This is a genomic window from Amycolatopsis sp. lyj-23, from assembly GCF_046549135.1.
In the GTDB taxonomy this organism is placed as follows: Bacteria; Actinomycetota; Actinomycetes; order Mycobacteriales; family Pseudonocardiaceae; genus Amycolatopsis.
In genome coordinates this window covers 66,714-92,386 of the sequence record NZ_JAJPWN010000024.1, presented here as the reverse complement: position 1 = coordinate 92,386, position 25,673 = coordinate 66,714, and the positions used below count along the sequence as shown (strand labels likewise).

Sequence of the window (25,673 nt, the reverse complement as noted above, 5' to 3'; positions counted from 1 at the left end):
TCCTCCTTCAGAGTGCGAATTCGGCCGCCGCGTCGGCGCGGAAGGTCAAGCCGTGCCCGGGGGCGGCCATGGACGGCGTCACGGTGCCGCCGACCGGGTCGAGGCAGCCGTCGAAGAGGCGCTGTTCGATGCGGTCGTGGTCGGCGAACCACTCGATGTGCCGGAAGTTCTGCGTGGCCACGGCGGCGTGCGCGGAGAGGTTCGGCGCGCAGTGGGCCGAGACGTCCCGGTTGGCCGCGGCGGCCAGCGCGGCGGCCCGCCGCCATTCGGTGTAGCCGCCGCAGCGGGTGACGTCGACCTGCAGGCAGTCGACGACCGGCACCATGCGCGCGAAGTACGGCAGGTCGTAGCCGTACTCGCCGGCGGCGATGTCCGGGCCGCCGGGCAAGCGCGTCGCCGCGAGCCCGGGCAGGTCGTCGCTCGAAACGGGCTCCTCGAACCACGTGACGTCCCACTCCGTCAGCCGCTTCGCGACGCGGCGTGCCCGGCCGGGGGAGTAGGCGCCGTTGGCGTCGACGTACAGCGCCGCGTCGTCGCCGATCGCCGTGCGAGCCAGCGCGATCCGGTCGTAATCGCGGTCCGGCGACTCGCCGATCTTGATCTTCACCCGCGGGATGCGCTGCTGCCGGACCCAGTGGTCGAGCTGCGCGGTCAGTTCGTCACCGGACAGCGTGGTGAAGCCGCCGCTGCCGTACACGGCGACCTCGTCGTGCACCCGGCCCAGCAGCCTGCTCAGGGGCAGCCCGAGCGAGCGGGCCGCGGCGTCCCACAAGGCGATGTCGACGGCGGACATCGCGCACGAGACCAGGCCGGGCCGCCCGAGGTTGCGGATGGCGTGCTGCATGGCCGCCCAGCAGGCCGGCACGTCGAGCACCGGGCGGCCGCGGACGGCGCTGGAGAGCACGCCTTCGACCAGCGGCACGCAGGCCGCGTCGGCGTACGTCCAGCCCAGCCCGCGGATCCCGCCGGCCTCGACGTGCACGACGACGATCGTGGTGGCGTCCCAGGCCAGGGTGCCGTCGGCCTCGGGCGCCGGAGCCGGCACCCGGTAGGCCCGGGCGTCGACCCGTTCGACGCTCGTCACCGGTTCTTCCCGGGCAGGAACTCCTGCAGCTTCGTCTTGACGCCCTGGGCGACGAGGTGCAGGGCGTCCGGGTCGCCCTTCAGGACGGCTTGGGCGGCCGACTTCACCTGCTCGAAGGTGGCGTGCGGCGGGATCGGCGGTACGTCCGGGTCGCAGCGGACGTCGAGCACCGCCGGCTTGCCCGCGGTGAGCGCGGTGTCCCAGGCCGAAGCCAGCTGGTCCGGCTTGTCGACGGTGACGGCCGCGAGCCCCAGCGACAGGGCGAAGCCGGCGTAGTCGACGTCCGGCAGGACCTGGGACTCCTCGAACTTCGGGGCGCCGCCCATCGCGCGCAGCTCCCAGGTGACCTGGTTGAGGTCGTTGTTGTGGAAGACGCAGACCACGCAGCGCGGGTCGCTCCAAAGGTGCTGGTAGCGGGCGATGGTGATCAGCTCGGCGAGGCCGTTCATCTGCATGGCGCCGTCGCCGACGAGGGCGATCACCGGCCGGTCCGGGTGGGCGAACTTGGCGCCGATGGCGTACGGCACGCCCGGCCCCATCGTGGCCAGCGTGCCCGACAGCGACCCGCGGATGTCACCGCGGATGCGCAGGTTGCGGGCGTACCAGTTGGTCGACGAGCCGGAGTCCGCGGTGACGATGGCGTTCTCCGGAATCCGCTTGGACAGCTCGGACACGATCGCCATCGGGTTCACCGGGTCGGCGTCGACGGCGGCTTCCTTCTCGACGGTTTCCCACCAGGAGGCCACGTTCTTCTCGATCGTCCCCCGCCACGACCGGTCCGGTTTGGACTGCAGCCGCGGCAGCAGGGCACGCAGGGTGGCCGCGCTGTCGCCGACGAGGTTGACCTCGGTCGGGTAGCGCATCCCGATGAACCGGCCGTCGAGGTCGATCTGCACCGCCCGCGCCTGCCCGAAGTCCGGCAGGAACTGGCTGTACGGGAAGTTCGAGCCGACGATCAGCAGCGTGTCGCAGTCGCGCATCATCTCGTAGCTCGGCCGGGTGCCGAGCAACCCGATCGAGCCGGTCACCCACGGCAGGTCGTCGGGCAGGACGTCCTTGCCCAGCAACGCCTTCGCCACGCCCGCGCCGGTGACCTCGGCGACCTCGCGGACCTCCTCGGCCGCGCCGCGCGCGCCCTGGCCGACCAGGATGGCGACCTTCTCGCCCGCGTTGAGCACCTCGGCCGCCGCCTCGATGTCCGCCTCGGCCGGGACCGGCCGCGACCACGCCGTGCTCGGCGGGCTGGAGGGCACCTGCTTGAAGGCGTGCTGCGGCGGCGTGTACTCCTCTTCCTGCAGGTCGGTGGGGATGATCAGGGCGGTCGGGCAGCGGGACGCCTCGGCCGTCCGGATGGCCCGGTCGAGCGCGTTCGGCAGCTGCTCGGCGACGTTGACCTCGACGAGGTATTCGCTCGCGACGTCCTTGTAGAGCGCCTGGAGGTCGACCTCCTGCTGGTAGCTGCCGCCCATCGCGCTGCGCGCGGTCTGCCCGACGATCGCGACCACCGGGACGTGGTCGAGCTTCGCGTCGTAGAGGCCGTTGAGCAGGTGGATCGCGCCCGGGCCCGAGGTGGCCATGCAGACGCCGACCTTGCCGCTGAACTTCGCGTAGCCGACCGCGGCGAAGGCGGCCATCTCCTCGTGCCGGGCCTGCACGAAACGCGGCTGGTTGTCGGCCTTGCCGAAGGAGGCGACGATCCCGTTGATGCCGTCGCCCGGGTAGGCGAAGACCTGCTCGACGCCCCACTCGCGCAGGCGCTGGAGCAGGTAGTCACCGACTGTCTGGCTCATGAGTACTCCCTTTGGCGTGCGGTGCCGCTTCGGTGAGCGCCTCGTGCACCCGGCGGGCCACCACGGCGGGGTGCGGCTGCACCGGTTCCGGCCACCGGGCCAGTACCGACGGCGTTTCCGCGCCGTCCGGCTCCACGGCCAGGGACCACCCGCTGCGGTCGGTCCACGACAACATCAGGAACCGCCCCGCGCGCCGGGCGGCGAGGGCGATGTAGGCGGTGGACGGACTGCCGTGTTCGCTCCACGATGCGGCCGGCTCGACCCGCAGCAGCTCGGCGACGGTCTCGACGTAGTCGCGCAGGGCCGTGGCTTCGACGTGCCCGGGATCCGGTTTCACCGGCGCGGACGCCTCCTTTCGCTCTCGCCTTCGGCGCTCACGATTCGCTGTACCCGCTTTCGCCGTCTACCATACTTGCGTGACGCAAATTTGGCCGGACGACGACGGCACGGGTGCGGCGCTGGCGGCGTTGCGGGCGATGGTGCTGATCGCCGACTCGACCGTCGAGCGGAACACCGAGCAGCTGACGCTGACCCAGTTCCGCGCGCTGCGGGTGGTGGTCGACCTGACCCCGGTGACCATGGGCCGGGTCGCGCGCGAACTGGCGCTGAACCCGTCCTCGGTCACCCGGGCGTGTGACCGGCTGGTCGCCCTGAAGTTGCTGGAAAAGGCGCCAAACCCGCTGAACCGGCGGGAGACGCTGCTCGCCCCGGCCGCGGCGGGGCGGCAGCTGGTGGACCGCGTCGACCACGACCGCCGCCAGGTGCTGGCCGGCGTCCTCGCCCGGCTCGACCCCGGCACGCGCCAGGCCGCGATCGCCGCGTTCGCGCGGTTTGCCCGGGTCGTCGAAGCGGACGAATCGGATTCGCGATCACCGTTGCGTCGCGCAAATTAAGTCGGACGGAAAGAGGTTTGGCCCGGGACGATCGGGGTATCCGGTGCCAGCTCAGGCACGATCGGAGGTCCCTGCCGTGGGAAAGCGCGACGGAATCGGCCGGCCCTGGGGGACCAGGACGCCGTACGGGCCGGGGGAGACGTGGCCGGTCCGGGTGGACAGCCGCCTCGCCGACGGCCTGGCGGCGGCGGACGTCGACCGGTGGGTCCGCAGCGCCGCGGTGCTGCACTCCAACGGCGACGGGCTCGACATCGCGGTGAAGGACGGCCGGATCGCCGGCGTCCGCGGCCGCGCCGACGACCGCGTCAACCACGGCCGCCTCGACCCGAAAGACCTCTTCGCCTGGCAGGCCAACTCCTCGCCCGACCGGCTGACCACGCCGCTCGTGCGCAAGGACGGCGAGCTCGTCGAAGCGAGCTGGGACGAGGCGATGGACCTGGTCGTCCGGCGCAGCAAGGAGCTTCTCGACGAGCAGGGCCCGGCGCGCTCGGCTTCTACACCAGCGGCCAGCTGTTCGCCGAGGAGTACCACACGCTCGCCGCGATCGCCCGTGGCGGCCTGGGCACCAACCACCTCGACGGCAACACCCGGCTGTGCACGGCGACCGCGGCCGCGGCGCTGAAGGAGTCCTTCGGGTGCGACGGCCAGCCGTCGTCCTACACCGACATCGACCACGCCGACGTCATCGCCCTCTTCGGGCACAACATGGCCGAAACGCAGGTCGTCCTCTGGTCGCGCATCCTCGACCGGCTCGCCGGGCCGAACCCGCCGGCGGTGCTCTGCGTCGACCCGCGCGACACGCCGGTCGCCCGGGCGGCGACGCTGCACCTGGCGCCGCTGCCCGGGACCAACGTCGCCCTGATGAACGGCATCCTGCACGAGCTCATCGAGCACGGCCGGATCGACCGCGAGTACGTCGACCGCTGCACGATCGGCTACGACGACGTCGCCGCGATGGCCGCGCAGTACCCGCCCGAGCGCGCCGCGGAAATCTGCGGCGTCGACGCCGGGGAAATCCGCGAAGCCGCCCGCCTGCTCGGCTCGGCGGAACGGCTGTTGTGCACGGTGCTGCAGGGCTTCTACCAGTCGCACCAGGCGTCGGCGGCCGCGGTGCAGGTCAACAACGTCGTGCTGCTGCGCGGCATGCTGGGCAAGCCCGGTGCCGGCGTCCTGCAGATGAACGGCCAGCCCACCGCGCAGAACACGCGCGAATGCGGCGCCGGCGGCGACCTGACCGGCTTCCGCAACTGGGCGAACGACGCGCACGTGGCCGAGCTCGCGTCGGTTTGGAACGTCGACCTCGAGAAGCTGCCGCACTTCGCGCCGCCGACGCACCTGATGCAGATGCTGCGCTACGCCGAGACCGGCTCCATCCGGTTCCTCTGGGTGTCGGCCACGAACCCCGCCGTCTCGCTGCCCGAACTCAACCGCATCCGGTCCATCCTGGACTCGCCGCGGTTGTTCCTGGTGGTGCAGGACGCGTTCCTCACCGAGACCGCCGAGCTGGCCGACGTCGTGCTGCCGGCGGCGATGTGGGGCGAGAAGACGGGCACGTTCACCAACGTCGACCGCACGGTGCACCTGTCGGAGAAGGCGGTCGAGCCGCCCGGGCAGGCGCGGGCGGACCTCGACATCTTCCTGGACTACGCGCGGCGCATGGACTTCCGCGGCAAGGACGGCGAGCCGTTCCCGCAGTGGCACGACCCGGAGACGGTGTTCGAGGCGTGGAAGCGGGCGTCGGCGGGCCGTCCGTGCGACTACAGCGGCCTGAGCTACGCGAAGCTGCGTGAAGTCAGCGGGGTCCAGTGGCCCTGCACGGCCGAGCACCCGGACGGGACCGAGCGGCTCTACACGGACGGGAAGTTCCCGGCCCGGCCGGACTACTGCGAGAACTACGGCCGGGACCTGATCACCGGAACCCCGCTCGACCCGGTCGAGTACCAGGCGAAGAACCCCGAGGGCAAGGCGATGCTCAAGGCCGCCGAGTACTTCCCGCCGCACGAAACACCCGACGACGACCACCCGTTCCACCTGATCAACGGCCGCACGATCTACCACTTCCACACGCGCACGAAGACCGGCCGAGCGCCGCAGCTGCGCGCGGCGGCGCCGGAGGTGTGGCTCGAGGTGTCCGAACGGGACGCGGCCGCGGCCGGGCTCGCCGAAGGCGACCTCGCGGAGGTGTCGACACCCCGGGGCGCGGTCCGGGCCCGCGTCCGCATCGGCGGCATCCGCGACGGCGTGCTGTTCCTGCCGTTCCACTACGGCTACTGGGACACCGACCACCCGGCGGGCAAGGACGGCGACCGCGCGGCCAACGAGCTGACGTTCACCGACTGGGACCCGGTGTCCAAGCAGCCGCTGTTCAAGACGGCCGCGGCCGCGTTGCGCCGGGTCGGCCCGGTGCCGGCCCCGGCCGTCGAGCCGGTGCCCGCCGACGTCGAGGAGGAGGTCGTCCGATGAAGCTGGACCTCGTCCTGCGGGAACTGCACCGCGCCGAGACGGCGCTGGCCAAGGACCTGCGGAAGGCGTCCGACCGCCACCACGCGGAACACGAGATCCACCACCTCGCGCGTGACCTGGCGGGCTGGTCGGCGGCGCACGTCCGCGACATCGCGCGCGCGGGCCGGGCGCACGGCCTGGACCTCGCCGAGGACGTCCCGGGCCCCGGCCCGCTGGAGCCGCTGCGGACGGCCCTGTCCGAGCTGGGCGGCCGCCGCCCGGAGCCGGGCCTGGTGCTGCTGGCGGACCTGCGCCGCCTGCACCGCCGCGCGGCGGGCGTGTCGCTCGACTGGGAGCTGCTGGCGCAGGCCGCGCAGGCGGCGCGCGACCGCGAGCTCGAGGAGCTGGCGAGCCGCTGCCACCCGCGGACGCTGCGGCAGCTGAAGTGGACGAACGCGATGTTGAAGGTGCTCTCGCCGCAGATCCTGACCAGCTAGGTTAGCGACCACGCGCCCGGGTACAGCGTGATCATGCTGCCCACCGTGCGGGACCTGACCGAGCTGACCCGGCTCTTCGAGGCCGGTCGCGACGAGGAGCTGTACGTCCGGTGGTCTCGGGGCCCGGAGGTCGACCTGGCGGACTCGGGCACGAGCCGGGACGGGCTGACCGGGATCGCGCTGCCGGGTCTGTCGGCGAACTCCCTGCGGCTGGAGCGCTGGTGGCACGACCGGTCGCTGCGGCTGTGGCTGGCGCGCCGGCTGTACGACTACGAGCACCTGCGCGACCTGCGCAGCCCGGGTGTGCGGCCGTGGGTCCTGCGCGGCCGCGAGATCGCCCGCGGCCCGGACAACGAGCCGCTGGTCGTCGACGTGCAGCCGCTGGCCTGGGTGGCGGACGAGGTCCTGCAGGAAGCCCAGCTGCTGGTAAACGAGCAGGGGTCCCGCGAGTGGGGCCCGATGGACCGCCGAGTACCCCGCTGACCCGCCACCCCAGCCCAGCCCCGCAACTCGCGAGTTCCGGCTCCAATCACGCGAATGACGGCTTCAATCACGCGAATGACGGCTTGGATCACGCGAGTTACGGCTTGGATCACGCGAGTGACGGTTTGGGTCACGCGGGTTGCGGACTCCGTCACGTGCGGGTTTCCGGTCCGGCGTCGCCGTCGGTTCGGTGCTGGTCGGCGACCTGCCGGAGGAAGGCCACCGGGTCCTCGTCGAGGCGGGTGAGGCTGCGGTGGCGGAGCACCGCCGTCACCACGGCCATCGCCACCGCCCACCCCGCGACCGCCAGCACCACCGCCGGGGCCGGCAGGACCCGGTCCAGGAACGCCAGGCTCACCGTCGCCGCCAGCGTCGCCACCCGGGCCAGCGCGAAGTACCAGCGGTGCGAGCCCGCCGCGAAGACCCGCGTTCCGGTCAGGTAGATCGCCAGGCCCACCGTCGTGAACCACACCGCCGCCGAGGGCGGGGACTCGTGCAGGGCGAGGTTCACCCCCGCCGCCATCAGCACCAACGCGAACGCCGGCGGCAGGTGCCCGCCCGCGTACAGCGAATACGCCAGCGCCGGGTTGCCGCCCGAAAAGCCGAGCAGGCGCTCGTAGATCTCCACCGCCGAGGAGAAGTACACCCACCACAGCGCGCCCGCCAGGACGAGCCCGCCGGCCAGGGCCAGCCAGTACCCCAGGTCGTCGGCCGGGCGCTCGAGCGCCGCCGTGCCCACCGTGATCACCAGCTCGCCGAGCAGCAGGATCAGGAACAGCCCGAACCGCTCGGCGAGGTGCGCCGAGTCGACCGTCAGGCTCGGGTCGCGCGGCGGCGTCAGCATGGCCCGCCACCGCGTCTCGCGCGTGGGCCGTTCGCCGCGGCGCCGGTCGTGCCGGTCGCCGAGCAGCAGGAAGCCGGCCTCCTGCACCAGCGCCAGCGTCCACAGCAGCCCGTAGTGCGGCAGGATCGCCGAGACGCCGAACAGGACGGCCGAAAACGCGTAGCCCCAGCTGATCCGCCGCTGGTCGGCCCCGCCGCGCGGCCACCGGTGCGCGGCCGCCAGGATCAGCCGGACCGCGGCCATCGCCGCGGCGAAGATCGCCGGGTGCCCCTCGAAGACGTGGTGGGCCTGCGTCGCGGCGATCCCGCAGGGGATCGTGCCGGCGAGCACGAACAGCCGGTCGGCGACGCGGCTGTCGTCGCCGCGCCGGTTGTACAGCACCGCGAAGCCGATCCACGTCCACCAGAGCGTCGCGAACAGGCCCAGCGCCGCGGCGGCGCGCGCCCAGTGCGGGTCCGCGACGATCCCGTGCGCCACCTGACCCACCGCGAACACGAAGACGAGGTCGAAGTACAGCTCGACCCACCCGACCCGCTTGCCGCTCCGTTCGTCTGTTTCGGTCACGGGCAATTAATAACACACCGTCCGAACAATGCCCGAATTCGCCCCGCCGATGGCTGTGGGTAATTCTGCCGCCAGTGTGAAGTTGGTGCTTGGATGCCGTTTGACAGGCCCCGGAGCTGCGCGAATTCGCTTGTACGATGTGCAAGCAGCGACCGCCGGAACACGATGCGTGAACCGCGCAAACAATTCGATCCCCGCGTTCCGAAACGCCGCTCCGCAGGGTTGACAAGGACGCCGGACGTGTTGTCTTCTGCTGATCGGCTCGATCAACGCCACGTCTTCCTGGGGTTCCTCGTCCTGTCCGAGTTCGACGTCAGCCGCCCGCGCGGCTGGGAATCGAGCGGTTCCGCCATGCACGAAAGCAGATCCACGTCCCGCCGCCCGGCGGACGCCGCGTGGTGGCCGGCGCACTGGAGCGTCCGCACGAGGATCAGCGTCGTCCTGCTGCTGCCGGTGCTGGTCGCGGTCGCGCTCGCGGAAGTCCGGATCCAGGGCGAACTCGACCGGGCGACGGCGCTCAGCGCGGCCCGCGACCGGCTGCCGGTGCTGCGCGACACGATCGACCTGACCGGCTCGCTCGGCGAGGAGATGGTCGCCGCGGTCGCGGTGCCGGCGGGCGCGCCGGACACGCTGACCGCGGCCGTCGACGCGAAGGTGGCCGCGATCCAGCGCGACGCCGGCTTCGCGCCCCTGCCCGGTGACACCGGCCGGGCGTTGAACACCGCGCTGGGCAAGCTTTCCGGGATCCGCGCGGCCGGCGCCGGTGGCGGCGACGTCCGCACGAAGGCCGCGGGCTACAACGACGTCATCGCCACCCTCGGCGACCTCGTCCCGGCGTTCGTGCCGTCCGACGCCGGCCCGGAAACCGCGGCCGGTGCCGAAACCGCCCGGCTGCTGGTGCACCTGCGCGGCGAGCTGGCCACCGAAGAGACCTACCGGCGGGCCGCGCAGAACAGCCCGGACGACGCTTCCCTGCGCCCGGCCGTCATCCAGACCGCCGCCGAGCAGGAGGTGCTGGCCGAACAGGCGGAGCACCAGCTGACCGGCGACCAGCTGGCCCGGTTCACCGCGGCCACCGGCGCCGCCGACGGCCGGCTCGACGCCCTGCAGGAGCCGGGCGGCGGCCGCCCGCTCGCGGCGCTGCTGCCCTCGATCACCGCCGAGGCCGCGGGCGTGACCGGCGTGCTGAACGACGTCACCGGGCGGCTGTCGGCGAACCTGGGGACCGCGGCCGACGAAGCCCGGTCGGACTCCCTGCGCGACACCGCGCTGGTCTTGGGCGCGCTGCTCGGCGCGCTCGCGATCGCGCTGCTGGTGGTGCGGTCGCTGGTCACGCCGGTGCGCCGGCTGCGCGCGGCCGCCCTGCACGCGGCCAACGACCAGCTCCCGGAGACCGTCCGGCAGATCCGCGAAGGCCACGAGGTCGACTGGCGCGCGGTGCCCGGTTCCGGCGTCGAGACGGACGAGGAGATCGGCCAGCTGGCGCGGGCGTTCGACGACATGCACCGCCAGGCGGTCCGGCTCGCCGTCGAACAGGCCGAGCTGCGCAAGCAGGTCAGCGAGATGTTCATGACGCTGTCGCGGCGGAGCCAGTCGCTGGTCGAGCAGCAGCTGTCGATCATCGAGGACCTGGAGGCGGGCGAGGAGAACCCGCGGCGGCTCGACGAGCTGTTCCGCATCGACCACATCGCGACCCGGCTGCGCCGCAACGGCGAGAACCTGCACGTCCTGGCGGGCGGCCGCCCGGTCCGCCACGGCCGCGAACCGGTCCCGACGCGCGACCTGCTGCGCGCGGCGACGTCGGAGGTCAAGGACTACCGGCGGGTGGCGCTGGGCAACGCGCCGCGCAGTTCGGTCCAGCCCGAGGCGGCCGCGGACGTGGTGCACATCCTCGCGGAGCTGCTGGAGAACGCGACGCGCTTTTCGCCGCCGGAGCAGAAGGTGGCGCTGACGGCCGACCGCGGCGCCGACGGCGGCCTCCTCATCGAGGTCGTCGACCAGGGACTGGGCATGACGCCGGCCGAGCTGGCCACGGTGAACGACCGCCTGGCGGCGGCGGGAACGGTCGGCCCGGAGACGACCCGCCGCATGGGGCTGTTCGTGGTGGGCAGGCTGGCGGCACTGCACGGGGTGACGGTCCGCCTGCGCGCGACGGGAGCGGCGGGCCGCCACGCGGGGGTGACGGCGAGCGTCCACGTCCCGGGCGCGCTGGTGATCGCGGACCTGGCCCGCCCGATCGGCGCGGGCCGCCTGGTCCCGGCGAACCGCAACGGCCACCCGCGCCCCCCGGTGGTCCCGGCCCAGGCACCGACGCCGATCTTCGAGCAGGTGGTGACGAGCTGGTTCACCGAGCCGGCGGCGAAGCCGGTGGTCCGCCGCAACGGAACGGCGGGACCGCTCGCGTGGCCGTCGGTGGGGGAGCGGCCGCCGCTCGAGCTACCCGCGGCCTCGGTGGCTTCGGAGACCTCGGTCAATTCGGTGGCCTCGGTGCATTCGGTGCCGGAGGAGGAGCCTGCGCAAGAGTCCGCCGCGGCGTACCGCGCGTCGGCGGTCGAGCAATTGGGCCTCGCGGAGGCGGTGGACTCGGGTGCCCTCGATGCAGCGGCGGACCGGGCGAGCGGAGGCGGATCTCTTGCCGCGCCTCGAGCTGCCGAGCTGGTGGATTCGGGTGCTTCGGATGCCGCGGGTTGGTCGAGCGTTGCGGGATCTCCCGCGGTACATCGCACCGCCGAGGCGGTGGACCCGGCTGCTTCCGATGCGGCGGCGGGTTGGTCGAGCGTTGCGGGATCTCCCGCGGTACATCGCACCGCCGAGGCGGTGGACCCGGCTGCTTTCGATGCAGCGGCGGGCCAGTCCAGCCGAGCGGGATCTCCCGCCCTACATCGCGCCGCCGAGGAGGTGGCCTCGCCCGCTCTCGACGCAGCTGCAGGCCGGGTGAGCGAAGCCGGAGCATCCGCCGCGCACCGAGCCGCCGAGCCGGTGGATCCCGCCGAACCGGCGGAGTGGGCCGGAATCACCGGAACCTTCGCAGTACCGGCCGAGCCGAACCGGCCAGGCCGAGCCAAAGCCTCTCCGGCGCACCGAGCCCCGGCCGAGCCCGTGGCCGCGACCGCGGACCAACCGGCGGACGGGCGTGCGCCGGCGGAGCCGAACCAACCCGAACCCGCCGCCACCCCCGCGCACCCGGCCGAAACCCGCGACCAACCCGTCGTCGGCGGGTGGGACACCCCGGCCGACCGGACCCGCCAAGCCGCCGAAAGCGCGCTCGCGCCGGCGGCCGCCCAGCGGCTCACCGATGCCGGGCTGCCGACCCGCCGTCCCGGGGCCCAGCTCGCGCCCGGGGCCGTCGTGCCCCGCGTGCGCGAACAGCCCGGCGGGTCCTTCCGGGACGCCGCCGCCGTGCGCAGCAGTCTGTCCCGCCACTACCAAGGCATGCGCGCCGCCCGGCTCGAAACCGCCGCGCGCGCCGAACGAAAGGACGAAGTGGATCCGCGATGACGGAACTGCACCCCCGGCGCGCCGCCACCGAGGCGGCGGCCCGGTCGCTCAGCGGGACGCTCCCCGCGCCGCCCGAACGGTCCGCGACGCTGAACTGGCTGGTCAACGGGTTCGTCCAGGACGTCTCGGGCGTCGCGCACGCCGTGCTCGTCTCCGCCGACGGCCTGCTCGTGGCCGCCGACGAGGCCCTGCCACGTGAACGCGCCGACCAGCTCGCGGCCATCGCCGCCGGTCTGTCCAGCCTTTCGCTCGGCACCGCCGAGCTGTTCACCGCCGGGCGGGTCGTGCAGTCGGTCATCGAGATGGAGCAGGGGTTCCTGCTGCTGATGAGCGTCGGCGACGGCTCGAACCTCGTCGTGCTCTCCTCGACCGGCTGCGACATCGGGCTGGTCGGCTACGAGATGACGATGCTGGTCGAGCGGGTGGGGCAGAAGGTCGACGTGCCCGCGCGCGAGATACCGGTGGCCCAGGACCACCGGTGATCGACGACCCGCCCGGGGACGAGCCGCGCCGCAGCCCGGCGCTGGCCCGTCCCTACGCGTGGACGGAAGGCCGGACGGCCCCGGCGGTCGAGATCGCCGTCGAAGCGTTGGTCGAGACCACGGCCGAGGGCCGGGCCGAAGCCGGCTACCAGCCGTCGAGCGCGCTGGCGGAGGTCCTCGAGCTGTGCGCCCGGCCGCGGTCGCTGATGGAGATCGCGGCGCTGCTGGCGCTGCCGCTCGGCGTGGTCCGCGTGCTCGTGGCGGACCTGATGCAGGAAACCCTGGTGATCGTCCGCGGCACGCTGTCGGACACCGCCACCTGGGACGAGCGCCACGACCTGATGGAACGCGTGCTGCACGGGCTGCGCGACCTGTAGAGAGGACTCGCCATGGAGCACTTCGCCCTGGGGCACTGGCTGCTGGTGCTGGCGTACCTGACGTCGGTGGTCGGCTGCGCGCTCGGGCTGGCCTGCGCGGTCCAGGCCCGCCACGCGGCCGATCCCCGCCACCGCGTGCGGTGGCTCGTGCTGGCGGCGATTTCGATCGGCGGCGTCGGCATCTGGCTGATGCACTTCGTGGCGATGCTCGGCTTCAGCACCCCCGGCATGCCGGTCCGCTACGACATCTTCCGCACGGTGCTGTCGGCGGTCCTCTCGGTGACGGCGGTGTTCGCGGGCCTGCTGGTGGTGGGCGGCCGCGCGAAGTTCGGCTGGTGGCGCCTCGCCGTCGGCGGGGTGGTCACCGGCCTGGCGGTGAACGTCATGCACTACACCGGGATGTCGGCACTGCGGGTCAAGGGCGACTTCGGCTACGACGGCGGCCTGGTGGTGCTGTCGGTGGTGATCGCGGTGGTGGCGGCGACGGCGGCGCTGTGGTTCGCGGTGTTCCTCGACCGCCTTTCGCTGCGGCTGCTGGCGGGGTTCGTGATGGGCGCGGCGGTGACCGGCATGCACTACACGGGCATGGCGGCGGTCCGGATGCACATGGACATGTCCGCCCCGGACCCGGCCGGCGCCGAGGTGTTCTCCTTCCTGTTCCCGGTGTTCGTGCTGGCGGCGATCGCGATGGCGGTCCCGCTGTGCGCGGTCCTGATGGCGCCGGCGGTCTCGCCGAAGGCCGCCGAGCCCGTCGCGGAAGCCTCCGTCACGGTGTGAGCCGGGCCCACGGGGGGACTCCCGCGGGCCCGGCTGTCTCACCTCCTCACAGGCTGCACAGCAGCGAACAGGCCTTGGCCGACGACCAGTCCGTTGTGGACGGAGGCGTCCCCGGCGGCACGTTCACCGGCACGTAGGTCACCTTCGCCTTGTTGGTGATCGGGAACAGGTTCAGCAGGGCGTAGGTGGCGCAGTACACCTGCTTCGACTGGCCCGCGGCCAGCGCGAACGGGCCCGTCTGGCACGACGGCTCCACGGTGTCCACGACCTGCGCGGACGTGATGCCCACCGGACCCTGGTTCGTCACCGTGATCCGCCAGTACGCCGAGGCCGCGAGCACCCCGAGCAGGCCCACCGGGGCCTGTTTCGCCCACGGACCGGCGCCGCCCGGACCGCAGTCGGCCGGGTGGATCGCCGTGCAGATCTCCTTCTCCACGGTCACCTTCGGGGTGCAGGACGCGCCCGGCGCCACCGGGAGCGTCACCGTGTTGGACGTGAACGAACCCGTCGAGTCCGACCCCGTCGCCGTGTCGGCCACCGAAGTCACCGTGCAGTCCGCCGAGATCGTCGTGCGGAAGCACAGCTGGGGCGCGTCGCCCGCGAAGTCGACCACCAGCGAACCGCTGAAGCCGGCCGCGCTGTGCAGCACCAGTGTCGTCGTCACGGTGATCGACGGGTGCGCCGCCACCGAGACCCCGGTCAGGTCGACCGAGCCGTCCGGGGCGAAGCCCGGGGTCGGCACGACCGCCCCGTCCTGGTCGACCACCGTCACCCGCGACGCCGCGAAGTCGACGTTCGCCGGATCGACGCCGGTCAGCCGCGCGGACGTGTAGCCCTGGACGTGGCTTCCGCCGTCGCAGTAGAAGTCACCCGGACGCAGGGTCACCTGCCCGCCGGAGCGGACGCACGGGCTGGCGCCGGTCGCCGGGTCCATCGAGAACAGCACGCCCGCGTCGCCCAGGCCGATCAGGCAGCCCGACGGCGGGTCGTACGTGTAGCCGTAGTCCCGCGTGGCGCCGCCGTTCACCGACGGGTGGGTGATCCGTGCCGGAAGTCCCGCGCACGCCGTCCCGGTCGTCCAGTCGTGGCAGACCGCGGCACCCGCGATCCCGCCGTTCCAGACCGGGAGGTAGCTGCGCACGTGGCCGCCCGGGTCGGTGACGACCTCCGGGTTGAAGACGTAGGTCCCGTTCGGCAGCGCGGCCGCGCCCGGCGGTGCGGCCAAGGCCGAGCCGTCGAGGGCGAAGCACGTCGTGACGTTGGTACCGCCGGTCGTCGACGAGCACACGCCCACCGGCGCCCCGGCCGTGCTGAACGCCGTGTAGGCGTTGTAGGTGAAGTTGCCCGCCGGTCCCGTCGGCCGCCAGGTCGCCCAGCCGGCGCACGACGTGGCCGTCGCCGGGTCGAAACAGCCGAGCGAGGGCTGCTGCGCGGTGCTGGGGTTCGACGACGACGCGAACACCTTGCCCGCGATGACGTCCAGCGCGCCGTAGACGTAGGCGTTGCCGCTGATGGCCGGCGCGATCGGCGCGTACGGCTGGCCGCCGCAGGCGCTCTGCGTGGCGATGGTCCAGCAGACCACCGCGCCGCTGCTGATCAGGCCGTAGACGTTGCCGCCGGTTTCGACGAGCCCGGTGATGCTGTTCACCGCGGGCGAACCGCCGGTGGCGGCCAGCGGCCAGTACCCGCAGTTGGCCGCGGCGGCCATGTCGAGGCAGCCGACGCCGACGGACGCCGCCGTGACGGCCGGGTAGTAGACCTTCGCCGGCGTGGCGGGATCGCGCACGTACTGCTCGACCATCGTGCTCGCGATGTCGCCCGTCGCCCCGGAGCCGAGCGGCCCGGTCGCGGTGTTGAGCGGCTTCGGCCACGGGCCGCCCGCGCACCGGGTCCCGGTGGCGAGGTCGGTGCAGACCACCTTCGGCGAAGTGGCCCCCAGGTGGTGGTAGATGTTCCAGGCCTGCAGCGCGCCGCCCGGCGTGCGGTACAGGATCGGCGAGAAGCCGTCGCCGCCGGTCGCGGTGGTCACCGCCTGCACGGGCGGGGTGAGGGCGCCGGACAGCTGGGTCGCGTCGGGGCCGGCAGCGGGGTTGGTCGCGCGGACGGCGGTGACCCCGGACGCCGGTTCGGTGCCGGTGAACGTGGTGCCGTCGGTGGACCACGCCGGCGTCCAGCCGGGCGGGGCGTGCAGCGAGCCGGACTGGTAGGCCTGGCCCGCGCCGACGGCGTCGGTGATGGTGGCGGGCCCGGTCGTGGTGGCGTGGTCGTCGTAGCCGATGACCCAGTTCGCGGTGGCGCCGTGGTCGGCGGGGGAACCGGTGCCCTGCACGGACTTCGTCAGCGCCGAGACCGCCGGGGCGGGGTCGGCGGCCGCGGGCAGCGGGACGGCGGCGGCCGCGGCGAGCACCAGGGGCAGGACCGCCCCCAGCATGCGTCTTCGCATGGTTGGTCCTCGATTCTTTGTTTTCCGGGAAACGTTTTCCCGGCCGAGGGAAAATCCTATGTCGAACCGGCAGTCCGGTTGAAGAAGTCTCACCCGGGCGCCGAAAAGGCGATGCCAATAGCGCAGTTTCGGGCCGATTCATCGGCGGACGCACTTGGCCTGACGAAGGAATTTCCGGCACGGGTCACCCGGATGCCGACCGCGTTCACTCGATCGGGTAACGAGGGCACGCTAAAAACCGGTGTTTCCGGAGGCCGGTGAAGAATTATTTACCGGAAGCTAACCGGATTCGGCGTCGAAGCGGAGTTTCGACGTGATGCGGTAGCGGTCGCCGCGGTAGACCGACCGGGTCAGTTCGACGGCCCGGCCCGTCGTGTCGCGGGTCAGCCGTTCGATGTGCAGGATCGGGGCGTACACGGCGGTTTCCAGGAGCTCGGCCTGGCCGGGGTTCGTGACGGCGGGCTCGATCGTCTGCACCGCGTCCTGCACCGCGATCCCGAAGCGTTCCCGCAGCAGCCGGTAGAAGTTGCCGGTTTCGAGGTCCGCCGGCTTCAGCCCGGGGACCAGCCCGGCGGGCAGCGCCAGGTCCTCGATGGCGATCGGTTCGTCGTCGACGTCCCGGACCCGGGTGACGCGCAGCACCGGCGTCCCCGGCTCGAGTTCCAGCTCGGCGGCCAGCGACCGCGCGGCGGGGGAGACGGCGAACGCGACCACCCGGCTGGTCCAGTGCCCTTCCGCCGGTGGCACGGCCAGGCCGGTCGCCAGTTCCTGGGTGACCTTGTGCGGGCTGGTGAAGGTGCCGCGGCCGCGCTGGCGCACCAGCAGCCCGGTGCGGGTGAGCTCGTCGATGGCGGCCCGCACGGTCGGGCGCGAGACGCCCAGCTCCGCGGCCAGGTCGCGTTCGGAGGCGAGTCCGGTGCCGGGACCGGCGTTTTCGATCACCTTGAGCAGGTGCCGCCGGACGCGGTCGCGCTTCACCGTGGGCGGCCGGTCCGCCGGCTCACCAGCCTCTTCGCGGCTCCGGGTGGTGGAGCTCGCGGCCGCGGATGCCGCAGCTTCTTTCCCGGTGGGTCGGGCGGTGGGCCGTCCGGCGTGGGGTGGAGTCGCGGTGGTCGTGGTTTCTTTGCGGGGGTTGCGGGCGGTGGGGCTCGCGGCCTCAGGTGTGGCCGGGGATGCCGGGGCTTCTTTCCCGGTGGGTCGGGCGGCGGGCCGCCCGGCGCGGGGTGAAGTCCCGGTTGTCGCGGTTTCTTCGCGGCGGTTCCGGGCGGTGGAGCGCCCCGCCTGAGGTGTGGTCGCCGGTGCCGCAGCTTCTTCTCCGGCGTTGCGGGTGGTGGAGCGTCCGGCTCGGGATTTCACGGCTTCTTTCCTGCCGCGTCGCCCGGTGGGCGTCCCGGCGTGGAGCGAAGCTCCGGTGGCCGCGGTCTCTTCGCCGGGGTTCCGCGTGGCGGGTCCCTCGGCGCGGGGCGAAGCCCCGGATGTCACAGCGGTCAAGGCACCGTCTTCCCGGGTACTCCGAGCGCGCCGGCGAACCGGACGCGCTCCTTCGGCAGGGCGCCCAGTGCCCGCAGCCGGGGGAGGTGCCCGGTCAGGCGCTGGTGGAAGTCAGCATAACCGCGGCCCGGCGGGGACCACGCCCGTTCGGCCAGCGCGCACAGCCGCGGGAACGCCAGGTGCCGCACGTGATCAGGCGTCGGTGCGTGTTCCGTCCACAGCTGGGCCTGCGTGCCCAGCACCCCGGGCGTCGTCCCGTCGCTCACCGGCAGCCCGCCCGCCAGTGGGTCGAAGCGGTAGACGTCCGCCAGTGTCGTCACCGGCTCGCGCGGTGGCTCGCCGGGGTCCTCGCTCTGCCGGTAGTCGAAGTACGTCGCCGTGTGCGGGGCCATGACCACCTGGTGGCCGCGGGCGACGGCGAGCGCGCCGTGGGCGGCGTCGCGCCAGGCCGTGACGACGAGGTCCGCCGGCAGCCGGCCCGCCGCGTGGCCGGTCTCGTCCCAGCACACCGCCCGGCGGCCCAGGTCCGCGACGATGTCGTGCAGCCGCCCGAGGAACCACGGGTGCAGTTCGGCGGGGCGCACTCCGAGCTGCGCCGCCTTCTCGCGCGCGAACGGGTTCGCCTCCCACTGCGTCGTCGGGCACTCGTCCCCGCCGATGTGCAGGTACGGCGCCGGGAAGACGTCCGCGACCTGGCCGAGCACGTCCCGGCAGAACGCGAACACCCCGTCGTGGACGCCGAGGATGTCCGGGCTGATGCCCCACTCCGTCCACACCGGCAGCGCCACCTCGGGCCGGTTGCCCAGCGCGGGGTAGGCGGCCAGCGCCGCGCGGACGTGCCCGGGCAGGTCGATCTCCGGCACGATCCGCACGCCGCGCGCGGCGGCGAACGCGACCAGCTCGCGCAGCTCCCGCCGCGTGTAGAACCCGCCGTGCGGGACGCCGTCGAAGACGCCGCTGCCCGCGGCCCCGACCATCGATTCGGCCCGCCAGGCGCCGACCTCGGTCAGCCGCGGCCATCCGGCGATTTCGATCCGCCAGCCCTGGTCGTCGGTGAGGTGCAGGTGCAGGACGTTGAACTTGTGCAGGGCCAGCAGCTCGACGAACTCGCGCAGGAACGCCGGCGGCATGAAGTGCCGGGCGACGTCCAGCAGCACCCCGCGCCAGGGCAGGCGCGGCGCGTCGCGGATGCTCAGGCACGGCAGCCGCGGGTGCAGCTGCCGGACCGTCTGCACGCCGGCGAGCAGCCCCGCCTCCGTGGACGCGGTGAGCAGCGCGCGGCCCGGCGTGACCTCGAGGGTGTACTCCTCCGGCCCGAGTCCCGGTTTCCGCGCGAGCCGGATGACGGGCCCGTCGGCGACCAGCGGGAGCCCGGTGTACGCGGCGAGCAGCCGGGCCGCGCCGTGGGTGCCGGGGCCCGCCAGGATGCCGGTGGGCACGCAAGAACCGGCGCGGCGGGTCAGCCGCGCGGGGAACGGGATGAGCATCAGCCCTTCACCGCGCCCGCGGTCATGCCCTCGACCAGGTGACGTTGCACGAGCGCGAAGAAGACGACGACGGGCAGCGCGAACAGCGTCGACGCGGCGATGAGGCCGCCGTAGTCGGTGCCCGTGCTGGTGCTGAACGAGACCAGCCAGACCGGCAGCGTGTAGCCCGAGCTGTCCTTCATGATCACGTAGGCGAACAGGAAGTCGTTCCACGCGGTGATGAAGGCGAACACGCTGGTCGCGATCAGCCCGGGCAGCACCAGGGGCAGCAGGACCGAGCGCAGCACGCGCCCGCGCGTGGCGCCGTCGACCATCGCCGCTTCCTCCAGTTCGACCGGGATGCCGTGCAGGAAGCCGCGCAGGGTCCAGATCGTGAACGGCAGCACGAGCGCCACGTAGGTCAGGATCAGCCCGGGCAGCGTGTCGAGCAGGTGCGCGCTCTTGAGGCCGAGGAACAGCGGGATGACCAGCGCGGGCACCGGCACCATCTGCAACACGAGCACGCCGACCAGGAAACTTCGGCGGCCGAAGAACCGGAACCGCGTCAACGCCGTCGCGGCGAGGAAGGCGACCACGACGGACAGCGCGACGACGACCACGACGACCACGACGCTGTTGAGGAGGTCCTGGGCGAAACCGGGTTTGGCGAGCGCGCCGGCGAAGTTGTCCAGCGTGACGTCGAAGGGCAGGAACTGCGGGGTGGGCTGCAGGATCCGGCCCGCGGGCTTGAACGCCGTGAGCACCATCCAGTAGACCGGGAAGATCCACACGAGGCAGAAGAGGACGGCCGCGGCGTTCCGGCCGAAGCGCCCGATCACAGGTCCTCCCCGGAGCGGACGAGCCGCCGCACGTACACGGCGGTCAGGCCGACGAGCAGCGCGACCGAGACGACGGCGATCGCCGCGCCCTGGCCGAAGTCGTTGCGGCTGAAGGCGCGGGTGAACGTCCAGATGCCCAGTGTCGTCGTGCCGCCGCCCGGGCCGCCCTGGGTGAGGATCCAGATCTGGTTGAACACGGTGAAGTCCCAGATGACCGAGAGGATGGTGACCAGCCCCAGGATCGGCTGCAGGAACGGGACGGTGATCGTGCGGTGCACCCGCCACGGCCCGGCGCCGTCCAGCTCCGCGGCTTCGTAGTAGGACCGCGGGATCTGCGAGAGGCCGGCGTGCAGGGTGAGCGCCACGAACGGGACCGACTGCCACACGACCAGCAGCCAGACCAGGGTGAACGCCGAAGCCGGCGTCGTCGTCCAGTCGTGCTGGGTCAGGTCCCCGAACCCGAGCCGGGTCAGCAGCCAGTTCACCACGCCGTAACCGGGCTGGAAGAGCCACTGCCAGACCAGCGTGGACGCCACGTTCGGCAGCGCCCACGCCGCGATCAGGCACAGCGTGACCGCCGTGCGCATCCGGCGGCCCAGCCGCCGCAGCAGCAGCGCGACGCCGAACCCGATGACGAGCGTGCCCGCCACCAGCGCGGCGCAGAACCCGAGGCTGCGCACGAGGACTCCGACGAGCTGCGGGTCGCCGAGCACGGCGGTGTAGTTGTCCAGGCCGGCGAACCCCGTCCTGCCGGTGAACAGCGACCGCAGGCCGTACTGCTGCAGGGAGATGACGACCAGCCGGACGAGCGGGTAGCCGAGCACGAGCCCGAGCAGCACGGCCGCGGGCAGGAGCAGGCCGTAGGGGAGCAGGGACGGACGTCGCGTTCTTTCCCGGGTGCGCGCCTTTTCGAGCAGCACGGGGACTCCTTCGCGGAAGCAGGGGCGGGGTGGCCCGGTGGGGACGGCGGTCGGCCGGGCCACCCCGCCGGTCAGCGGGCGCCCAGCGCCTCGGTCAGGTGCGCGTCGAACTCCCGGGCGGCGTCGGCGACCGGCCGCCGTCCGGTGGCGATGTCGGCGAAGAAGGTGTTGATGGACTTGTCGCTTTCGATGGTCGCCCAGCCGGGCGCGGCCGGGGTGGCCACACTGGTCTTCGCCGCGGTCGCGAAGGCGGCGTTGAGCGGCGGCAGCGCCGGGGTGATCCGGTCGATCAGCTCGGTCGAGATCGGGGTCCAGCCGTCGATGCCGGCGATGGCGGCCCGCTGCACGGCCGGGTCGGCCGCCGCCTTCAGGTAGGCCAGCGCGAGGTCTGGGTTGCGGCTCTTGGCCGCGACGGCGAGGTCCGAGCCGCCGAGGAACACCGGCTGCGTCTTCCCGGGCGTGGCGCCGGGGAAGGGGAACGTGCCCAGCCGGTCCTTCAGCTCCGGCTTGTTCTTGAGCACGGTGTTGACGCTCGTGTCGAGGATGGCCGCGGCGCCGCCGGAGGAGAAGATCGCGGCCTGGTCCGGGGCTTTGGTGTCGACGTTGCGGGACGCGGGCGAGGAGTAGGCGTTCTGGAAGTCCTTCCACGCCTGCAGGCCCTTCAGCGCTTCGGGGCTTTCGAGAGCGCCGGTCCACTTCCCGTCCTTCTGCGTGGCGAGCTGCCCACCGGCGTCCCAGACGAACTGCAGGGCGCCGAACCAGTACCGGCCGGGGAAGTGGAAGGCCGAGTAGTCCGGCGCGGGGTGCTTCGCCTTGATCTTGCCGAGAGCGGCGGTGAGTTCGGCGAACGTCTTCGGCGGGGCGGTGACCCCGGCGTCGGCCCAGACCTGCTTGTCGTAGATCACCGCGCGGTTGCCGGCGAACAGCGGCGCGGCGTAGAGCTTTCCGTCCACAGTGGCCGGTCCGGCCAGGCCGGGCAGCCAGGTCTGGCCCGCGGCGAGCTCGTCGCGGTGCGGGGTGAGGTCGGTCAGCGCGCCGTTGGCGGCGAACAGCGGGACGTCGGTGTTGCCGATTTCGATGACGTCCGGCGTGTTGTCCTGGGCCAGTGCGGTGCTGATCTTCGTGTTGATGTTGTCCCATTCCTGGATCTGCACGGTGACCTTGGCGCCGGTGGCCTTCTCGAAGGCCGCGCCGATCGCGGCCGTGGCCTTGTCGCTGAGGTCGCCGTTCATCAGCCAGACGGTGAGCGTGCCGCCACCGGCGGCGGGTGCGGGGGTGTCGGTGCCGCAGGCGGTGGCGGTGACGGTGACGGTGACGGTGGCGAGCGCCAGTGCGGCGGCGAGGGTGCGTCTGCGCATGGAGGACTCCCGGGAGATCAGCAGTGGCCGAGGTCGCGCCACTGGGCGGTGAGGCCGGGTTCCGAGCCCTGGGTCCACCAGTTCGCCTGCCACAGGTGGGCGTTGTGCCGCACGCGCTGGCCCTCGAGGTAGACCGTGCCCCAGTCCCATTCCGGCGCCGTCGAACAGTTCGCGGGCTGCGACGGCGTGGTGGGAGTGGTCGGCGTGGTCGGGGTGGTGGGCTGGGTGGTCGGGGTCGTCGGCGGCGGGCTGGCCGGGGTCGTGCAGCCGTTGACGGTGTCCACATGGGACGTTCCGGCCGAGCGGTACTGCCCGGCCTGCGCGACGGCGTCGGCCGGCGAGACGACCTGGTTGCCCGCGTAGTACGTCCAGTCGACCTGTTCGGTGTAGACGCTGTTCCCGCTCGTGTGCCCGGCGGTGTCGATGAACCACATGTTGTAGTTGATGGACATCGGCGTGCGCGGGTAGACCGGGTCGCCCTGGGCGTCGGTGGTGTGGTCGGCGGTGAGCGCGCCGTCGATGTAGTACTTCACGTGCCCGCCCGACACCTGCGTGACGACGTCGTGCCAGCCGGCGAAGCTGCGGTTCTGCGCGGTGGACGTGCGCAGCCCGTCCCACGTCGGGTTGTTCCAGTAGGTGTACCAGCTGGTCTGGTAGTCCGCCTGCGGCCCGCCCCAGCCGCCGTTGGGCAGGTACTCGGAGAAGTCGAGTTCGCTGTAGAGCGGGTCGCGGTCGTACCGCAGCGGGGAAATCGTGAAGTAGGTTTCGTTGACGTGGTCGCCGTCGGAGCCGCTGTCGGGCGCGTCGGTGAAGCGGACGCGGCTGGCGTACGTGCCTTCCAGGAACCGCAACTGGTTCTGGTACAGCTCGGCGTGCGTCGTGCCGGCGGCGCTGCCGTCGGTGGTGGCGGTGAGCTGGGCGACGCGTTCGCCGCCCACGGACGGGAAGCTGATGTTGCTCGTGAGCCAGCGCGCCCCGGGCACGCCGGGGCTGCCGACGTCGTTGCGCGTGGTCCACCCGGCCTGGCCGAAGGCACCGTCGGTCGGCGAGGCGTAGTGGAAGTCGTCGAAGAGCACACCGCAGCCGGCCGCCGCGGCCGCGGGGCTGGCGTCGGCTCCGCCGGAAAGGATCACGGCCGTCGCGGCCGCGGTCGCGAGGCTCGTCAGGGCTGCTGTGGTGGTCCGGGTGCTGCGGGACATGGGTCTCCTCCTGGGGGTGGCCGTACCGCGGGGAGCGCCGATTGGTCTAGACGAATCAGGTGGCCAGTACCTTCCTCTTGACCATTGGTAAAGTCAAGAAGGCGGCAGAACTTACCTTTGGTAATTTCGGTGGTCAGCCGAGCCAGCCGCGGAAGGCGGCCGGGTCGGCGTTGCCGCCGCAGACGATGGTCGCCACGTGCCGGCCGGCGAAGCGGTCGGGGGCTTCGAGGATCGCCGCGATGCCCAGTGCCGCCGAGGGTTCGGCGACGAGGCCGGCGTGGTCGAAGAGCAGCCGCACCCCGGCGGCGATCGACGCCTCCGTGACGAGGACGGCGTCGTCCGCGACGAGCAGGAGGTCGGCCAGCACCTCCGGGATCGGCCGCCGCCCGGCGACGCCGTCGGCGATGGTGTTCGTCGGGCCGGTGGTGATGACGCGCCGGGCGTGCCAGGAGCGGGTCATCGCCGGCGCGCCCGCCGGCTGGACGCAGATGACCTCGGTGGCGGGGGCCAGTGCCCGCAGGACGTGCCCCACCCCGGTGGCCATGGCTCCGCCGCCGAGCGCGATCAACACCGCGTCGAACGCCGTCGCGGCCTCGGCCAGTTCCAGTCCGATGGTCGCCGCGCCCTCGCAGGTTTCGAGGTCCAGGCTGTCTTCGACGAGCCGGATGCCGTCGCGGCGGGCGATGGCCGCCGCGCGTTCGCGCGCGAGTTCGTGGTCGCCGTCCACCAGTTCCAGCCGGGCCCCGAGCGCGCGGATGCGCTCGAGCTTGGCCGCCGTCGCGTGCCGCGAGGCGACGACGGTGACGTCGAGGCCCCGGCGGCGCCCCGACCACGCCAGCGCTTGCCCGAGGTTGCCCGCGCTGGCGCACACCACCGCGCCCGCGAGCCCTTCGGCGACCAGTTCGGTGCCGCGGCCCTTGAAGCTGCGCACCGGGTTCGCGGTCTCGAGCTTGATGCTCACCGCGCACCCGAGAACGGGCTCCAGCGCTTCGCAGCGGTACAGGGGGGTGTCGAGGAAGACCGGGTCGATGACCTGCCGGGCGGCCCGGATCCGGGCGAGGTCGAGACGCGTCTCCGGCACGAGGGGCAGCCTAGTTGTGGTGTCCAGGGGACGACGTCCCCGGACACACAGCTAGAACGCGTACCGGACGCGCAGGTAGGGAGCGTGGACGGCGATCAGGTCGAGGAGCTCGTCGAGGAGCGCCCGCTTCTGGCCGGCGCGGTAGCGGACGTTCACGCCGCCGCCCTCGCTGCGCTTGGTCTCCTGCAGGTCGGGCCGCCACAGGACCTGCTCGGCCTTGGGGTGCCAGCCGAGGTTGACCTCGTGCAGGCCCTGGTTGTGCGTCAGCATGATCACCTCCGCGGCCAGCTGGGCCTTGGTGGCGGCGTTCGTGGCGTCGCCGAGGTCCTGCAGCAGCCGGGTCCAGTCGGCGAGCCACCCGTCGTAGACGACGACCGGGCTGAAGTTGACGTGCACCTCGTACCCCGCCGCCACGAAGTCGTCCAGCGCGCGCAGCCGCTCGGCGATCGGGCTGGTGCGCAGGTCCAGCAGCTTCGCGGGCCGTTCGGGCATCAGCGAGAACCGGACGCGGGTGCGGCCGCGCGGGGCCAGGTCCAGCAACCCGCGGTGGACGTACTTGGTGGCGAAGGACGCCTTCGCCGTCGGCTGCCCGGCGAACAGGCCGATCAGGTCGGCCACGTTGTCGCTGACCAGTGCGTCGACCGAGCAGTCGGAGTTCTCGCCGATGTCGTAGACCCACGCGACGGGGTCGCACTGGTTCGGCTCCGGCTTGGGACCCTGCCGGGCGATGTGCCGGGCCAGGTACCCGGTGATCTGCTCGATGTTGGCGAAGACGGTGATGGGGTTGGAATAGCCCTTGCGGCGCGGGACGTAGCAGTAGGCGCACGCCATCGCGCAGCCGTTGGCCGTCGAGGGGGCGATGAAGTCGGCGGAGCGCCCGTTGGGCCGGGCCGTCAGCGACTTCTTGACCCCCAGCACCAGGGCCTCGCGCTTGATGCGCACCCAGCGGCGGACGTTGGTCTCGTCGCCGTGCAGTTCGGGGATGCGCCAGTGGCTGGCGACTTCGACGACGGTGGCGTCGGGGAAGCGCGCCAGCACCTGACGGCCGCGGGGGAGCTCGGCGGCGGCGGGTTCGACGTAGATGCGCGAGGGCGCCAGCAGCTTCTCCCGCTCGAGGGTCACGTCGGTCACGGAAGTTCACCTGC

20 protein-coding genes and 1 pseudogene are annotated in these 25,673 nt (G+C 72.7%); 8 read left to right on the top strand and 13 right to left on the bottom strand.

From position 1 onward, the window contains the following. Positions 1-7 precede the first annotated feature (7 nt). From ACLJPY_RS44335 to ACLJPY_RS44325, 3 genes are read right to left on the bottom strand one after another with little or no spacing between them, the layout of a single operon-like run. Positions 8-1,084, bottom strand: a complete 1,077-nt coding sequence (locus tag ACLJPY_RS44335) for an enolase C-terminal domain-like protein (protein WP_410596997.1) — start codon at positions 1,082-1,084, stop codon at positions 8-10. Beyond that, positions 1,081-2,874 carry a thiamine pyrophosphate-requiring protein gene (locus ACLJPY_RS44330; RefSeq protein ID WP_410596996.1) on the bottom strand — a complete coding sequence of 598 codons (1,794 nt, stop codon included), beginning with the start codon at positions 2,872-2,874 and terminating at the stop codon, positions 1,081-1,083. Before ACLJPY_RS44330 ends, ACLJPY_RS44335 begins: the two co-directional genes overlap by 4 nt. Next, positions 2,855-3,211, bottom strand: a complete 357-nt coding sequence (locus ACLJPY_RS44325; RefSeq protein WP_410596995.1) for a DUF6292 family protein — start codon at positions 3,209-3,211, stop codon at positions 2,855-2,857. Before ACLJPY_RS44325 ends, ACLJPY_RS44330 begins: the two co-directional genes overlap by 20 nt. A gap of 79 nt (positions 3,212-3,290) precedes the next feature. Here ACLJPY_RS44325 and ACLJPY_RS44320 point away from each other — a divergent pair, with 79 nt between their 5' ends. The 4 genes and pseudogenes from ACLJPY_RS44320 (at position 3,291) to ACLJPY_RS44305 (ending at position 7,189) form a co-directional block, all read left to right on the top strand. Further along, a complete protein-coding gene (locus tag ACLJPY_RS44320) occupies positions 3,291-3,767 on the top strand; it encodes a MarR family winged helix-turn-helix transcriptional regulator (protein WP_410596994.1) in 477 nt (158 codons plus the stop codon). A 94-nt stretch (positions 3,768-3,861) separates the two neighbouring features. Next, positions 3,862-6,230 (top strand): annotated as a pseudogene (locus ACLJPY_RS44315) (molybdopterin oxidoreductase family protein). Beyond that, entirely contained in the window at positions 6,227-6,706 is a 480-nt protein-coding gene (locus ACLJPY_RS44310; protein WP_410596993.1) for a hypothetical protein, read from the top strand. Before ACLJPY_RS44315 ends, ACLJPY_RS44310 begins: the two are co-directional and overlap by 4 nt. A gap of 33 nt (positions 6,707-6,739) precedes the next feature. Continuing rightward, complete coding sequence (locus ACLJPY_RS44305) at positions 6,740-7,189, top strand: DUF6098 family protein (protein WP_410596992.1); 450 nt, start codon at positions 6,740-6,742, stop codon at positions 7,187-7,189. Positions 7,190-7,340: 151 nt separating this feature from the next. Here the strand turns inward: ACLJPY_RS44305 and ACLJPY_RS44300 are convergent, their stop codons facing one another. Next, the gene (locus ACLJPY_RS44300) at positions 7,341-8,597 is read right to left on the bottom strand and encodes a low temperature requirement protein A (protein WP_410596991.1); all 1,257 of its coding nucleotides are present in this window, start codon (positions 8,595-8,597) and stop codon (positions 7,341-7,343) included. Between the two features lie 240 nt (positions 8,598-8,837). Between ACLJPY_RS44300 and ACLJPY_RS44295 the strand changes: the two genes are divergently transcribed. From ACLJPY_RS44295 to ACLJPY_RS44280, 4 genes are read left to right on the top strand one after another with little or no spacing between them, the layout of a single operon-like run. Further along, entirely contained in the window at positions 8,838-12,095 is a 3,258-nt protein-coding gene (locus ACLJPY_RS44295) for an ATP-binding protein (protein WP_410596990.1), read from the top strand. Continuing rightward, positions 12,092-12,577, top strand: coding sequence for a roadblock/LC7 domain-containing protein (locus tag ACLJPY_RS44290; protein WP_410596989.1), 486 nt, complete (start codon positions 12,092-12,094; stop codon positions 12,575-12,577). The genes ACLJPY_RS44295 and ACLJPY_RS44290 overlap by 4 nt, the downstream gene beginning before the upstream one ends. Then, complete coding sequence (locus ACLJPY_RS44285; RefSeq protein ID WP_410596988.1) at positions 12,574-12,954, top strand: DUF742 domain-containing protein; 381 nt, start codon at positions 12,574-12,576, stop codon at positions 12,952-12,954. The genes ACLJPY_RS44290 and ACLJPY_RS44285 overlap by 4 nt, the downstream gene beginning before the upstream one ends. A 12-nt stretch (positions 12,955-12,966) precedes the next feature. Continuing rightward, positions 12,967-13,731: an MHYT domain-containing protein gene (locus ACLJPY_RS44280; protein ID WP_410596987.1), complete on the top strand. Its 765-nt coding sequence runs from the start codon at positions 12,967-12,969 to the stop codon at positions 13,729-13,731. A 46-nt stretch (positions 13,732-13,777) separates the two neighbouring features. On the opposite strand, the gene ACLJPY_RS44275 is transcribed toward ACLJPY_RS44280, so the two are convergent. From ACLJPY_RS44275 to ACLJPY_RS44235, 9 genes are all read right to left on the bottom strand, one after another. Next, entirely contained in the window at positions 13,778-16,174 is a 2,397-nt protein-coding gene (locus tag ACLJPY_RS44275; RefSeq protein ID WP_410596986.1) for a hypothetical protein, read from the bottom strand. Between the two features lie 279 nt (positions 16,175-16,453). Further along, a complete protein-coding gene (locus ACLJPY_RS44270) occupies positions 16,454-17,152 on the bottom strand; it encodes a GntR family transcriptional regulator (RefSeq protein ID WP_410596985.1) in 699 nt (232 codons plus the stop codon). 509 nt (positions 17,153-17,661) lie between these two features. Next, complete coding sequence (locus ACLJPY_RS44265; RefSeq protein ID WP_410596984.1) at positions 17,662-19,152, bottom strand: beta-N-acetylhexosaminidase; 1,491 nt, start codon at positions 19,150-19,152, stop codon at positions 17,662-17,664. Further along, positions 19,152-19,970 (bottom strand): carbohydrate ABC transporter permease, encoded by an 819-nt coding sequence (locus tag ACLJPY_RS44260; protein ID WP_410596983.1) that lies wholly within the window; start codon positions 19,968-19,970, stop codon positions 19,152-19,154. The genes ACLJPY_RS44265 and ACLJPY_RS44260 overlap by 1 nt, the downstream gene beginning before the upstream one ends. Then, positions 19,967-20,890, bottom strand: a complete 924-nt coding sequence (locus ACLJPY_RS44255; RefSeq protein WP_410596982.1) for a carbohydrate ABC transporter permease — start codon at positions 20,888-20,890, stop codon at positions 19,967-19,969. Before ACLJPY_RS44255 ends, ACLJPY_RS44260 begins: the two co-directional genes overlap by 4 nt. 71 nt (positions 20,891-20,961) lie before the next feature. Continuing rightward, complete coding sequence (locus tag ACLJPY_RS44250; protein WP_410596981.1) at positions 20,962-22,248, bottom strand: extracellular solute-binding protein; 1,287 nt, start codon at positions 22,246-22,248, stop codon at positions 20,962-20,964. 17 nt (positions 22,249-22,265) lie between these two features. Further along, on the bottom strand, positions 22,266-23,447 hold the full coding sequence (locus tag ACLJPY_RS44245) for a carbohydrate-binding protein (protein ID WP_410596980.1): 1,182 nt from the start codon (positions 23,445-23,447) through the stop codon (positions 22,266-22,268). Between the two features lie 133 nt (positions 23,448-23,580). Beyond that, positions 23,581-24,528 carry a threonine/serine dehydratase gene (locus ACLJPY_RS44240; RefSeq protein ID WP_410596979.1) on the bottom strand — a complete coding sequence of 316 codons (948 nt, stop codon included), beginning with the start codon at positions 24,526-24,528 and terminating at the stop codon, positions 23,581-23,583. A 51-nt stretch (positions 24,529-24,579) separates the two neighbouring features. After that, the gene (locus tag ACLJPY_RS44235) at positions 24,580-25,659 is read right to left on the bottom strand and encodes a spore photoproduct lyase family protein (protein WP_410596978.1); all 1,080 of its coding nucleotides are present in this window, start codon (positions 25,657-25,659) and stop codon (positions 24,580-24,582) included. Positions 25,660-25,673 lie beyond the last annotated feature (14 nt).

What these genes read in the sequence shown, in the direction of transcription:
- ACLJPY_RS44330 (WP_410596996.1), bottom strand. Translation starts at nt 2,874, where the DNA reads ATGAGCCAGACAGTCGGTGACTACCTGCTCCAGCGCCTGCGCGAGTGG.
- ACLJPY_RS44310 (WP_410596993.1), top strand. Translation starts at nt 6,227, where the DNA reads ATGAAGCTGGACCTCGTCCTGCGGGAACTGCACCGCGCCGAGACGGCG.
- ACLJPY_RS44305 (WP_410596992.1), top strand. Translation starts at nt 6,740, where the DNA reads ATGCTGCCCACCGTGCGGGACCTGACCGAGCTGACCCGGCTCTTCGAG.
- ACLJPY_RS44290 (WP_410596989.1), top strand. Translation starts at nt 12,092, where the DNA reads ATGACGGAACTGCACCCCCGGCGCGCCGCCACCGAGGCGGCGGCCCGG.
- ACLJPY_RS44280 (WP_410596987.1), top strand. Translation starts at nt 12,967, where the DNA reads ATGGAGCACTTCGCCCTGGGGCACTGGCTGCTGGTGCTGGCGTACCTG.
- ACLJPY_RS44275 (WP_410596986.1), bottom strand. Translation starts at nt 16,174, where the DNA reads ATGCGAAGACGCATGCTGGGGGCGGTCCTGCCCCTGGTGCTCGCCGCG.
- ACLJPY_RS44265 (WP_410596984.1), bottom strand. Translation starts at nt 19,152, where the DNA reads ATGCTCATCCCGTTCCCCGCGCGGCTGACCCGCCGCGCCGGTTCTTGC.
- ACLJPY_RS44250 (WP_410596981.1), bottom strand. Translation starts at nt 22,248, where the DNA reads ATGCGCAGACGCACCCTCGCCGCCGCACTGGCGCTCGCCACCGTCACC.
- ACLJPY_RS44245 (WP_410596980.1), bottom strand. Translation starts at nt 23,447, where the DNA reads ATGTCCCGCAGCACCCGGACCACCACAGCAGCCCTGACGAGCCTCGCG.